Origin of the sequence: Aldersonia kunmingensis, from assembly GCF_001646865.1 — a bacterium.
Classification (GTDB): Bacteria; Actinomycetota; Actinomycetes; order Mycobacteriales; family Mycobacteriaceae; genus Aldersonia; species Aldersonia kunmingensis.
The window spans coordinates 1-11244 of sequence record NZ_LRRB01000174.1 but is presented as its reverse complement, the minus strand read 5'-3'; the positions used below and the strand labels follow the sequence as shown (position 1 = coordinate 11244).

Below are 11244 nucleotides of genomic sequence, written 5' to 3'. Positions count from 1 at the left end.
ATCAGTGGGAGCCTGCTTGCGGTACCGGTCACGGCGAGGAAGTCATCGATAGCGTCGACGGGCAGTTCGTGCAGCAGCACCGAGCGCTCCTGGGTTGGCATCGGTTCGGTCGGATCGTTGTGGATCGCAGCGATATCGGCGTACATGATCTCGGTGAGGTTGTCGAGAATCGGAGTGCCGAGGCAGCGCAGGTAGGCGACGAGGGCATCGTCATCGGCGGCATCTCCCACGTGCGCGTAGCGGACATGGACAACGCGGCGACTGCGCAGCGGCTCGGGCAATTCCGGGTCGGGTGGGAGGTTCAGCATCGCGATCGATGTGCTGACGCTCTCCGGAATGCGGTGCACCCATTCGCGCCAGCCGTGTACCACCCGCGCAGCGTCGACGATGTCGAAGAAGATGCCACCGGCGTGCAGAGTCTGAATATTGAAGAGCTGGAACGTGATTCGGGTGACGATCCCGAACGCAGCTCCTCCGCCGCGGACCGCGAAGAACAGGTCGGGTTCGCGCTCGGCATCGATCCGGCGCACGGTGCCGTCAGCGGTGACGATCTCGATCTCGACGACGTGGTCGGCAGCGAAGCCGAACGTCCGAGCGATTGGTCCCATCCCGCCGCCGAGGGTCACGCCGACCACACCGGCATCAGGCGACGAACCGCACAGGGCCGCAAGCCCATACGGCGACGCGGCGTCGAGCACCTTGCGCCAGCGCACCCCGGCACCGACGGTAGCCGTCTTCGTGGCGGGATCGATGACCACCGAGTCGAGCGCACTGGTGTTGATCATGATCGCGTCCGGGGTGGCCGCGGCGGCGCCATGGCCGGTGGCGAAGACTGCGACCTTCTTGCCGACCGCGCGGGCGATATCAACGGTCGCAGCGACATCGTCCGCGCTGGCGGCGACGACCACCGCAGCCGGGCGGTGCACTGCCGCGAGGTTGAACGGCGCGACCGAGACGTCGTAGCCACCGCTGCCCGGCGCGTGCACCGAGCCGGTGACCTCGTTGCGCAGTCGGCCGATCAGGGTGGGGGCGGTATGGGAGAACTCCTCGATGAACGTGGACATCGGATTCCTTAGTGGACGGGTGGGTGTCGGGATCAGGAAATCTGTTGTCGCTTGTCGCTCACTTGGCGCCGACTTGCGACTGCCCGTACGCAGGCACTTTTCAGCTCGGCTTGCAGTCGCCCAAACGTTCGCCACGATGTTGGGGTGACGCTCATTCAACCCGACGCGGTTGACGCCGCGCTTGCTCATTACTCGGACGCGCTCGGCGAAAGCGCTCCGGTGTACCGCAATCACGTGATGCGGGGACTGAACTATCAGGCACTGCTGCTTGGCGACGTTCCACCGCCAGAGGCGGTCCTGGCGTGGATCGCCCATGATCTCGGCATCTGGTCGAACGAGACCTTCGACTATCTCGAACCGTCGGCGCGACTGGTCGACGACCTGGCCGGCGCCTTCGGCTCCGTCGATACTGCCGCCGCCAAGACGATGGTGTTCGAGCACCACAAACTGCGACCGCACCCCGACTGGACCACTGAAACATTCCGGCGCGCGGACCTCGTCGACGTCAGCCGTGGGCTGATCCATCCCGGGATCAGCCGCGCCGACGTGCGGCACATTGTCGGCGAGTTCCCTTACCGGGGCTTCCACCGATTTCTCGCCAAAGGACTGACCGGGTACGCCGTCAAGCACCCAACGGCACCGACACCGATGCTTCGCTGGTAGCCGTCGGACAACTAGTCTGCGACCCGCACGGGTGCGTCTCGCCGCGCCGCAATCACCGTGGCGACCAAGGCAATAAGAGCGAGGGCGGCGACGAGCAGCGTGAACACGATCCCCGCGGTACGCAGTCCCCAGTGCTCGGCGGCGAAGCCTTCTCCGATCACTGGCACCGAAATCGCGATATACGCCACGACGAAATAGGTGGAGGTGACCTCCGCGCGGCGGGCGATCGGGGTGGCCTCCGCAATGCCGCCGAGCCCCTTGCTGAAGCTGATGCCCTGACCCACACCGGCCAGGAGCGCCGCGACGATCAGGATCGGCAGCGATTCCGCGAGCAGAGCGGCCGCGATCACCAGCGTGCCGACGACGAGCAGGGTGCAACCCGCAACCAGCGCGGTGGACGTACCGAGCCCGCGGCCCAGAATTTGCGCAGCCGCCGACGCCGCGAAGACCGAGAACACGATCAGGCCCGCGACCGCGTGGTTGTCGACGCCGATGATCTCCGCCAGGAAACTCGGTGCGACCGAGGTGAATAGCCCGAACACCGCGAAGCCGGCGAACGCCGCGATCGCCGCCCGCAGGAACAGCGCCCGGATCTCGGGGGGTACCGCGAGCCGCTGGACATGCGGCCGCGCGCCCGGCTGGACCTGCACCGATTCGGGCACGAAGGTCACACCGGCGAGCACCACCGCGAGCAGACCGATGTGCAGTAGAAACGACAGGTGCAACGGCCACGCTGCGTACTCCACGAGCAGGCCTGCGACGAGCGGGCCGAGACCGAGGCCACCCATGTTGGCCGCGGTCGCAATTGCCGGCGCCCGTGCACGCCAGGATTCCGGTGCGGCCTCGATGACCGCCGCCGTTGCCGTGCCGGCGTAGATACCGGCCGAGAGACCGGAGATGAACCGGCCGATCAGCAACTGCCACACCGGACCTGCCGTGACGAAAACCAGCGCGCTCACGACCGCGAGCAGGGCACCCGCGAGCAGGAGTGGCTTGCGGCCCAACGTATCCGACCAGCGGCCGAATCCGATCAGCGCGACAAGAACACCCGCCGCGTAGGTCGCGAAGATGACCGTCGTGATGAGGACCGAGAAGTCCAACTCTTTTGCGTATAGCGCGTACATCGGCGTGGGTAGGGTGGTGCCGAGCATGACCACCGTGAACGCATAGACCAGGCAGGCGAACGCGGCTCCCTGGCTCATCGCGGGTCTGGTCATCCGAGCCCCGGTGCGCGGTAGGTGAGCATGGCTCATGGTAGGTCCGAGTCCGGAGGTGTCGCAGATGAAGACGTTCAGCGATGAAGAGATGCAAGGTCTTCTGACGACGAGCCGGGGCTACTCCCTGGTGATCCTGAAGAAGGGCCCGAAGCACGGCTCCGAGGGATCCGACACGATTGTCTGGGAGCATGCACGACGCAACTTCGCGATGCGCGGTGCCGGGAAACTCGTGATCGTGCTCCCGGTGCGCGACGAGACCGACGTGTGCGGCGTCGGCATCTTCGACACCGACCTCGATGAGACCGCCTCGTTGATGGCCGAGGACCCGGGAGTGCAGGCGGGAGTGTTCACTTTCGTGGTCCACCCCGCCCGCAGCTTCCCGGGTGATGCGCTGCCCTCGTAGAATAGTGCGCCCGAGGCGTCAGGAGTAGTTGTAGTCGGCGAACGCCTCGTCGACGGCTGCCTCGGTGAGGCCGTACTCCTCGAGCGTGTATTTGTGCGCGGGTTTGCGGTCGCCGCTGCGGCTTTCGGTGTGCATCTCGTCCATCGCGGTACGGGCGTCATCGGTGAGCTCGATAGCGAACTTGTCGTAGATGCCGGCGCACGTGGCGATCGGATCCTTGACGAAGTCGCGGTAGTCGATGTCGATGAACTGCGCCGGGTCGTACTTGGTGCGCGATTCCTGGAACTTCCGCAGGCCGCGGCTCCACAGCTCGAGCTGCGTGCTGCCGATCTCGTCGCCCTGGAACCGGTTCGACCAGCCCTTGCTTGCCTGCTCGGCCAGGCTGCACGCCGACGGCATGCAGGTGCGCGGTTCGCGGTGGGTCTGCACGATCAGCGCGTCCGGGTAGACGGCCATCAGCTCATCGAGCGCGAACAGGTGGCTCGGGTTCTTCAGCACCCAGCGCCGGTCCTGATCGTTCAGGCCGATCAGCTGCAGGTTGGCCTTGTGCCGCGCGTAGGCGTCGGTCCAGTCCTGCTTGTCGAGCCACTGCGAGTAGGTCGGCACGTAGGCCAGCGTCTCGTAGGAGATCGACTTCGACGACTGGCGCAGCAACTGCCAGCACTCTTCGACCTCCGAGGCAGTCATGTAGTGCAGGCCCATGAACTCGGGGTTCTCGATGTGGTGCTGCCGGAACCCCTCGTCGATCCGCGCGAAGATCGGGTTGTCGGCCCACGTTTCGCGCGGCGGGCGCGGCTGCGGCATCTCGGTGAGCCACAGCTCGAGTCCCTGGTTCCCCGAGTCTGCAGTGAGCAGGCGGTGCAGTGCGGTCGTGCCGGTGCGCGGAAGTCCGGTGACGAAGATCGGGCGATCGATCTTCACCTCGGCATGCTGGGGGTACTGCTTGAAGGCCGCCTCGCTGAGCCCGCGTGCCACCAGGGCGCCGCGCAGGAATGCGCGAAAGACCCTGCTGCCCAACGGAGTCAGGTCGGCATCGCTCGCGAACGAGTCGAGCAGGACCTGCAGGCCCTCCTGGTAGCCGGGATCGCCGAAATCGGTGATGCCGGTGATCTTTGTTGCGGACGCATGCAGGTCCTCGACGGTGCCCACGTTCGTGCGTTCGGTCATTCGCTTGTCTCCTCGTGCGCCGGGTCAGCCGAGCATGCGCGCGGCAACCTGCTGCTGGCGGCGCGCGATTCGGGTCCGGTACTCGTCTTCGGTGATGCGGTTGTCTTCGAAATAGGGGAGATGCTTGGCCACCTCGTCGAACGGGACGACCTCGGCGGTCGGCCCGTCAGCAGGGCCGAGCGCCTGATCGACGCGCTGCCAACGGAACTGCAGGATGCCCGTCTCGTGGCCGTTCGTTTCGAGCCAGTTCGTGATGCCGGGGTTGCGGGCACTGACCACCATCCGGATGTTGCCGTCCGGATCCACCTGTGCCTGATTGTGATTGAGCGAGGTCTGGTGGTAGCTGTACTCCATCGAGATGTACCAGCGGCTGCCGAGCTGGAATCCCATGTAGGGCACGTCGGCTCGCGGCACGGTGATGACGAGTGCCTGATCGTCGGAAAGCTCGAAATGGCCAACCGACGAGTACTGGGTAGCGAGACCGCCCGGGGTGAGGCGCGGCTCGGTGAGCGTGTTCACAGGCAGCTTCAGGTAGAACCACTCCGGGAACTGCAGCCACGTCTTTACGCGATCGACCAACGCCTTTGCCGAACGGGCGTAACGCTTTTCGAGGTCCGCCTGAGTCAGCGGCGCCGGGGCGATGCCAGCGGTGTCGGTGCGGGAGATGGTGATCGTGCCGCGACGCTGATCCCAGTCGCTGTATACCTCGCGAACTACCAACTGCGTCGAGCCGGGCGCGAGCTGGAAGTAGTTGCGCCGGCCCTCCGACGATTCGGGGCCGAACGTGATCTCGAAGCTGCCGTCCTCGGCGATATCGAAAGCGCGGTCGTCGAAGGCGCTTTCGCTGCCGGGCACATTGTCGGCGGTGTAATTGCCGCTGAGCACCTGGAAGCTGAGATCGGCTGTGGTGCCACGGGTTCCGCGCACGACGTACTCGTGGCTGTCGTCGATCCGGGTGCCCCAGTACAGCGTGTCCGGGTTGTCGAGGCCCATCTTCATGAACGGGCCGGTGCCGGTAACGAAGAACGGCTGGTCGCGGTCCCAGGCCCACTGCGCGTGCACCGAGGCGAGAATGCCACCGGCGAGGTAGCGGTAACCCTCGGCCAGATCTTGCTCGGTGCGGATGTGCGGGGCGGACTGCACGAGCTTCTCGGCTTCGGCCATCGCCTCGGCTAGTGGATCGGTCAGCACTGACGCCTCCTTGAAGTGGTCCAAATATGTACCGGTGTGGTACCAAATGTGATATACCGAGAATAGAACGTGTTACAGGAAGTGGTCAATGTCGGAGCCGGTAGCAGCACAGACGAGCGCGCGCCGCTCGCCGCCCACCGAACGAGTGGTCGCGGTGCTCGATTTCCTGACCGCGCACCCGACGCGGCAGTTCGGCCTCTCGGAACTCGCGCGACGGCTCGACATCAGCAAGCCGACATGCCTGGGCATAGTGTCCGCCCTCGTCGATGGGGGCTACCTCGTACGCAATGACGAGGCGAAGACGTACGGCCTCGGGCCGGCGCTGATTGCGGCGGGTCGGGCCGCGCAGGAGGGCTTTGCGGTCGGCCCGATCGCGCGCCGGTACCTGGAGGAGCTGAGCTCGCAATTCGACACGACGTGTACCGCGTCGGGCGTCATCGGTGACCGCATCACGATCCTCGAACTCACCTGCCCGCCGCGGGTCCGCCCCACGACCAAGGTCGGCGAGGTCTATCCCTTCGCGCCGCCGGTCGGGCTGATGTACGTGCTGTGGGACAGCGACCGCAGTCTGGACGCGTGGTTGCACCGCGAACCGGCGCTGCCGGTCCGCCGCGATCATGAACGGCTCGACCGCGTGGTGGAACAGTGTCGCCGCACCGGCTACCTCGTCGAGACGCTCACGCCGATGGGCCACCGGCTGCACACGGCGATGGCAGGTGTTGCGGCGCACGAACTTCCGCGCGAACTGCGCGAGCTCCTCGGTGAGATGGTGGCGAATCTGGGCGAGCGTGTGCTGCTCGATGAGGAGGACGCGACCGAGCATCCGGTGAGCCTGCTCGCCGCGCCGACCTACGACGCCGACTCGCGACAGTCGCTGGTGATCACCATGCATGTCGGCGCGATCATCGACCGCGCCGAGATCGCCGAGCGCGGGACGGCGCTGGTGCGCACAGCGGATGCGATTACGGCGGCGATCGGCGGGCGTCGCCGCTAGTCCGTCAGGCCAGATCCGGGAAGAAGATCACCTGGCCGACGTCGATCTTGTTCGGATCGTGGATTTGGTTGGCGGCAGCGAGGTACGTCCACATCATGCTGAGCTGGTTCGGGCCGTAGTTGTCCTTCGTGAGCGCCGACAGCGTGTCGCCGGGTTTCACCACGTATCGACGGTTCAGCCGCGGCTTGTTCAGCACCTGACCCGGGAACACGACGGCGTCGTCGAGCAGGTTCGCGCGCGAGATCAGCGGCCACAGCACAGCCTCGCCGTACCAGCGCTGAGCCAGGTCCGGCAGTGTCTCGCCCGGCACGATCGTGTGGTGTCCGGCGTTGCCCAGATCGGGAATCAGCAAGCGCTCACCCACATGGATATCGCGCTGGGCGACGTGACTGGCCAGCTCGAACGGCCATTGCATGGTCGGATCAGCGTAGTAGCGCTTCGCAATGGCAGCCTTGGAGTCGCCGGGCTTCACCTCGTGGCGGTACGTGATGTACGGGATCAGCAGTTCCTGCCCGACATCGAGTTTGTTCGGGTTCGGGATGCTGTTGATGATCGCCAGCGACGTGTACTGGCGTCCGTCCCCGTAGAACCGCAGGGCGATCGTCCACAAGTTGTCACCCGCGACTACCTGGTACTTCTCCGACATGGCGGTGTCCTTCCCGGTGTGGCGCACGCCGATCGCGCGCGATTTCGAGAGTGGGACGGGGTGGGGAGTGAAACACGAGTAGTGCGGTACCCGAATTCGGCGCGGGCATGCGCGGCCACCTGCGGGTGTCGGTGCGCGCTCCTACCATCGGGAGCATGTCGTGGTACACCCCGACGCCTGCACCGGCGGACCTGGCCGAACAGGTGGTTTGCGGCTGGACGGCCGCCGTGTCCGGAACTCAGCGCCTCGTGCCGGACGGCTGCCTCGACGTGCTCTACATCGCCGGGGTCGGCATTCGGGTTTGTGGTCCCGAGACCGCACCGTGGACTTTCACCCTCCCGCCGGACACCGAGGCAGTCGGAATCCGATTCCGGCCGGGTTCAGCGGCGGCGCTGCTGCACACCTCGTTAGCGGAATTGCGTAATCGCAGAGTGGCTTTCGAGGATCTATTCGGTTCGGCGTCGGAACGCGTCGTGCTCGGGCGGCTCGACGATACGACCGATCAGCGTGCCCGGCTCGATGTGCTGGAAGACCTCGCACGCGAGTTGCGTGACGATGGGACGGATACAGACCCGCTGGCCGGACATATCGGTTCGGCGCTGCTGCGCAGTTCATGGAGTGTCGGCGACCTCGCCGACGCTGCATCACTTACGGAACGTCAGTTGCAGCGGCGCTGCAACGACGCATTCGGGTACGGGCCCGCGATGCTGCGCTCGATCCTGCGATTGCAGCGATTCATGGCTCGGGCCAGGCAGTACCCGAGTACCCCGCTCGCGGGGCTGGCCTGGGAATGCGGATTCGCGGACCAGTCGCACCTCTCGCGGGAGTGCCGCCGATTCGCGGACCAGACGCCCACCGAGCTGCTCGCCGGTGAGGCGCCGGATTGGCATGGCGGTGCGCCGCTGTTCGCGACGAGATCTGATGTCCGAAATATTCAAGCCACAAGCAGTGACTCCAGCGAAGAATCGGCGGCATGACCATGACACCGCAGACCGAGACCAACGCCGACCGGTACCGCCGCCTCGCTGCGACGCTCGAGCGACGGGTGAACGCGGTGCCGGCGGACCGCTGGGATAGCCCGTCGCCGTGCGAGGGCTGGAGCGCGCGGGAAGTGTTGGCGCACATCATCGAGACCGAGCGCGACTTCGTCACCAAGCAGGGTGAGCTGTCGCTGCCCGACGGCCCGGACGTGGCGAGCGACCCCGTCGGGGCATGGCGGCACAACAGCGAGTCGATTCAGGCCGTGCTCGACGATCCGGCAAAGGGCGAAAAGGAATACGAGGGCATGTTCGGCCGGACCACGCTCGGCAAGAGCCTCGCAACCTTCTATTCGTTCGACCTCGTGATCCATGGCTGGGACATCGCGCATGCCACCGACACCGACGAGCAGATACCGCCCGAAGACCTCGCACTGATCCAGGGCTTCGCCGACGGGATGGGGGACAACCTGCGCAGGCCCGGCGTGTGCGGACCCGAGGTCGAGGCACCCGAGGGTGCGGACGAGCAGACAAAGTTGCTCGCCTACCTGGGTCGCGCCGCCTGGCGCTGACGGAGTTCCAGCGGGCCCAAACGGGTGCAAATCTTCCTTAAGGGGCCGAAATTTCGCACCCGCGAGGAAGTTTTGCACTCGGGAGGGCGCGCGGAGTTAGCGCGCTTTGCCCTCGAGCATCATGCCGACGGTCTTTTCGATCCGGCGGGTACGGGTGGCTTCGGTCTTCGCGCCGGTGATCTGCTCCACGTGAAAGCGCTTGTTGCTGTAGGACATCGAGTCGAAGAATGTGCGAGCGGCGGGTTCTGCATTGAGAGCTGCGGCGAGATCGTCGGGCACAGTGATCTCGCGCGGTGCATCGTCGAACTCGATTTCGACGTCGATCTCGTCGCCCGCTGCCACGCCCGCTGCGGTGCGGTTATCCGCGTTGAGCGGCAGCAGGTAACGCCCGCCCATCGGTGCGACGGTGCTGCGGTAGGTGTAACCGTTGATCGTGACCCGGACCGGTGGTCGTTTGGTGCTGCCCAGCGTTTCCACGACCTCAGCGGGCACCTCGAAGCCGGTAGCGGTCTTGCCGCCGAGTTCCACGACGCTTCGGAATTTCATGTGGACATAATCGCCGAATTCGCTGGAGAGTGTTGTTGAATTCTGCGAATGTGAAATGGCAACACTTGATACGGTTCGGGTAGATGGTTCGGGGGCAAATCGTCCGAAAGGCGCTGGTATGAACCGTCGCTCGGCCCTGCTCGTATTCGCATTCGTCCTCACGCTGTTTTCGAGTGGCGCAGCTGCCACCGCAGCGCCGAGTTCGCCATTCGGATCGGTCGACTTCGGCAGCCTTGGCATTCCGCGCGTACACGGGTGTTCGGCCGAACTGCACCGACCCGGCGATTGGCGACTTGGGCCGAAGGAGCTCTCCAATGTGCCGCCGGTCGGACCGCAGTTGGCAGGCTATGAGCGGACCGGTGGGCTGAATGACGAGTTCTTCCTCGGTCGATGGTGGGACGAAAAGGCCGACCCCAGGCCCACATGGCGTTATCCCGAACAAGGGGGCTACGTCATCGTCGACGGCAAACCGCTCCGCGCTGAGACCACCCTCGAGATCGGCACGCTCATCGATCGATACGGCGGTGCGAGCGGTAATTACTTCGCGCCCGCGGGGACCAGTTACGGTGCTCGCGCGCTACCGCCGGGGAATCTCACGACTGACGACAAGCCTGAGAATTGCAATTACCACGTTTATCTGGTCATCAAGCCGCTGCCCGTCTACACCGGCCCGATTGCGGACGCGTTCGAACAACCCGGCGGTGGCACCCAATACGAGGTCACCAGAGAAACCGTGAAGGAAGAAGTTCGCGAATGTGGGTCCACCATCGACGTGACGTGGCTGCGATGTGCCCACTACCTGGCGCTGGTGTTCTCGTAGCAGCATGAGGCGATGACTGAGGACCTGCTCGACGACGACATGCGCGGCCGGATCGAGGCGGTGGCGAGTCGTCTCGGTGCGAGGCCCGGAGACGTTCCGACGCTGGGGTATTCACGCGCTGACGGAACGCCGTCGTGCTGGCGGGCAACCGACGGATGGCACCTCAGCGTGAACGAACGTGACCGGGTGATGTCGGATCGGCACACCACCGATCCGAACGAATTCCTCGGTTGGGTGGCGGAGTCGGTCGCCGAAAAGATGGCCGGGCGCCGTCACCCGCCCGAGGAGCCCGATTCCCGTCGCGCATCGTGGCACGAGCAGTACCGCCTGCTGGCCGGACTCGACCAGACCTGGGCGGACTCCTGGCTCACCACAACACGCTCGGCGCTCATCGCGGCCGGCGCCGAGCAATCCGTCCTCGACAAGCTCCCGACCCAGTCCTGACTGAGGCGGTCGCGCGGTGAACGAATCTTCACGTCGGCGGGGCGAGGCCTAGCCGGGCGGGGTCCTCCGGTCGTACTGTCGAGCAGACCGTTCTGCCGGGGTCTTAGACGAGAGGCGTAGGGAATGAACGCGGTACTGGACCGGACCAAGATTTACGTGGACGGGAAGTGGACGGATTCCGAGGGGACCGGGAAAATCGAGGTCATCAACCCGGCGACCGAGGAGGTCATCGCGGTCGTCGCCGAGGGCACAGCGGGCGATGTGGACAAGGCAGCGAAGGCCGCTCGTGCGGCGTTCGACTCGTGGTCCGCCCTCGATGGCGCCAAGCGAGGCGAGTACCTGCGCAAGGCCGCCGGGCTCGTGCAGGAGCGGATCGGTGACCTCGCGGCCCTGGTTTCGCAGGACATGGGCATGCCCGTGGCCTTCGCCGGACCGATTCAGGTCGGTATGCCGATGGCCAACCTGTTCGCCTTCGCCGACCTCGCGGAAAACTACGACTTCGATAGTCACGAGATCGGCAATTCGAAGATCGTCAAGGAA

At 65.5% G+C, this 11244-nt stretch carries 14 protein-coding genes; 8 read left to right on the top strand and 6 right to left on the bottom strand.

Features of this window, described 5'->3' with window-relative positions; genetic code table 11:
- Positions 1 to 1064: FAD-binding oxidoreductase (locus A8G08_RS12950; protein ID WP_068274382.1), on the bottom strand; the 1064-nt coding region annotated here is incomplete at its 3' end.
- Positions 1065 to 1208: 144 nt separating this feature from the next.
- Between A8G08_RS12950 and A8G08_RS12945 the strand changes: the two genes are divergently transcribed.
- Complete coding sequence (locus tag A8G08_RS12945; protein ID WP_084436153.1) at positions 1209 to 1727, top strand: hypothetical protein; 519 nt, start codon at positions 1209 to 1211, stop codon at positions 1725 to 1727.
- Positions 1728 to 1738: 11 nt separating this feature from the next.
- On the opposite strand, the gene A8G08_RS12940 is transcribed toward A8G08_RS12945, so the two are convergent.
- Positions 1739 to 2944 carry an MFS transporter gene (locus tag A8G08_RS12940; protein ID WP_245672805.1) on the bottom strand — a complete coding sequence of 402 codons (1206 nt, stop codon included), beginning with the start codon at positions 2942 to 2944 and terminating at the stop codon, positions 1739 to 1741.
- 64 nt (positions 2945 to 3008) lie between these two features.
- Between A8G08_RS12940 and A8G08_RS12935 the strand changes: the two genes are divergently transcribed.
- Positions 3009 to 3347: a hypothetical protein gene (locus A8G08_RS12935; protein WP_068274393.1), complete on the top strand. Its 339-nt coding sequence runs from the start codon at positions 3009 to 3011 to the stop codon at positions 3345 to 3347.
- Between the two features lie 18 nt (positions 3348 to 3365).
- Here the strand turns inward: A8G08_RS12935 and A8G08_RS12930 are convergent, their stop codons facing one another.
- Positions 3366 to 4514, bottom strand: coding sequence for a sulfotransferase family protein (locus A8G08_RS12930; protein WP_068274378.1), 1149 nt, complete (start codon positions 4512 to 4514; stop codon positions 3366 to 3368).
- A gap of 24 nt (positions 4515 to 4538) precedes the next feature.
- Positions 4539 to 5705 (bottom strand): DUF1214 domain-containing protein, encoded by a 1167-nt coding sequence (locus A8G08_RS12925; protein WP_068274392.1) that lies wholly within the window; start codon positions 5703 to 5705, stop codon positions 4539 to 4541.
- 88 nt (positions 5706 to 5793) lie between these two features.
- On the opposite strand from A8G08_RS12925, the gene A8G08_RS12920 reads away from it, so the two are divergent.
- Positions 5794 to 6699: an IclR family transcriptional regulator gene (locus tag A8G08_RS12920; protein ID WP_068274376.1), complete on the top strand. Its 906-nt coding sequence runs from the start codon at positions 5794 to 5796 to the stop codon at positions 6697 to 6699.
- A 4-nt stretch (positions 6700 to 6703) separates the two neighbouring features.
- Here A8G08_RS12920 and A8G08_RS12915 read toward each other — a convergent pair whose 3' ends face one another.
- Positions 6704 to 7345 (bottom strand): LysM peptidoglycan-binding domain-containing protein, encoded by a 642-nt coding sequence (locus A8G08_RS12915; RefSeq protein ID WP_068274391.1) that lies wholly within the window; start codon positions 7343 to 7345, stop codon positions 6704 to 6706.
- Between the two features lie 155 nt (positions 7346 to 7500).
- On the opposite strand from A8G08_RS12915, the gene A8G08_RS12910 reads away from it, so the two are divergent.
- Both A8G08_RS12910 and A8G08_RS12905 read left to right on the top strand, forming a co-directional pair.
- Positions 7501 to 8322 carry a helix-turn-helix domain-containing protein gene (locus A8G08_RS12910; protein ID WP_068274384.1) on the top strand — a complete coding sequence of 274 codons (822 nt, stop codon included), beginning with the start codon at positions 7501 to 7503 and terminating at the stop codon, positions 8320 to 8322.
- Positions 8323 to 8324: 2 nt separating this feature from the next.
- Positions 8325 to 8894: a TIGR03086 family metal-binding protein gene (locus A8G08_RS12905; RefSeq protein ID WP_068274369.1), complete on the top strand. Its 570-nt coding sequence runs from the start codon at positions 8325 to 8327 to the stop codon at positions 8892 to 8894.
- Positions 8895 to 8990: 96 nt separating this feature from the next.
- Here A8G08_RS12905 and A8G08_RS12900 read toward each other — a convergent pair whose 3' ends face one another.
- Positions 8991 to 9440: a YdeI/OmpD-associated family protein gene (locus A8G08_RS12900; protein ID WP_068274367.1), complete on the bottom strand. Its 450-nt coding sequence runs from the start codon at positions 9438 to 9440 to the stop codon at positions 8991 to 8993.
- A 118-nt stretch (positions 9441 to 9558) separates the two neighbouring features.
- Between A8G08_RS12900 and A8G08_RS12895 the strand changes: the two genes are divergently transcribed.
- The 3 genes from A8G08_RS12895 to A8G08_RS12885 form a co-directional block, all read left to right on the top strand.
- On the top strand, positions 9559 to 10260 hold the full coding sequence (locus A8G08_RS12895; RefSeq protein ID WP_068274366.1) for a TNT domain-containing protein: 702 nt from the start codon (positions 9559 to 9561) through the stop codon (positions 10258 to 10260).
- Positions 10261 to 10272: 12 nt separating this feature from the next.
- Positions 10273 to 10704, top strand: coding sequence for an Imm63 family immunity protein (locus tag A8G08_RS12890; protein WP_068274365.1), 432 nt, complete (start codon positions 10273 to 10275; stop codon positions 10702 to 10704).
- Positions 10705 to 10827: 123 nt separating this feature from the next.
- Positions 10828 to 11244 (top strand): aldehyde dehydrogenase family protein (locus A8G08_RS12885; protein ID WP_157108549.1); only part of this gene is annotated, 417 nt, incomplete at its 3' end.

What these genes read in the sequence shown, in the direction of transcription:
- A8G08_RS12940 (WP_245672805.1), bottom strand. Translation starts at nt 2,944, where the DNA reads ATGACCAGACCCGCGATGAGCCAGGGAGCCGCGTTCGCCTGCCTGGTC.
- A8G08_RS12935 (WP_068274393.1), top strand. Translation starts at nt 3,009, where the DNA reads ATGAAGACGTTCAGCGATGAAGAGATGCAAGGTCTTCTGACGACGAGC.
- A8G08_RS12930 (WP_068274378.1), bottom strand. Translation starts at nt 4,514, where the DNA reads ATGACCGAACGCACGAACGTGGGCACCGTCGAGGACCTGCATGCGTCC.
- A8G08_RS12920 (WP_068274376.1), top strand. Translation starts at nt 5,794, where the DNA reads ATGTCGGAGCCGGTAGCAGCACAGACGAGCGCGCGCCGCTCGCCGCCC.
- A8G08_RS12915 (WP_068274391.1), bottom strand. Translation starts at nt 7,345, where the DNA reads ATGTCGGAGAAGTACCAGGTAGTCGCGGGTGACAACTTGTGGACGATC.
- A8G08_RS12910 (WP_068274384.1), top strand. Translation starts at nt 7,501, where the DNA reads ATGTCGTGGTACACCCCGACGCCTGCACCGGCGGACCTGGCCGAACAG.
- A8G08_RS12905 (WP_068274369.1), top strand. Translation starts at nt 8,325, where the DNA reads ATGACACCGCAGACCGAGACCAACGCCGACCGGTACCGCCGCCTCGCT.
- A8G08_RS12900 (WP_068274367.1), bottom strand. Translation starts at nt 9,440, where the DNA reads ATGAAATTCCGAAGCGTCGTGGAACTCGGCGGCAAGACCGCTACCGGC.
- A8G08_RS12895 (WP_068274366.1), top strand. Translation starts at nt 9,559, where the DNA reads ATGAACCGTCGCTCGGCCCTGCTCGTATTCGCATTCGTCCTCACGCTG.
- A8G08_RS12890 (WP_068274365.1), top strand. Translation starts at nt 10,273, where the DNA reads ATGACTGAGGACCTGCTCGACGACGACATGCGCGGCCGGATCGAGGCG.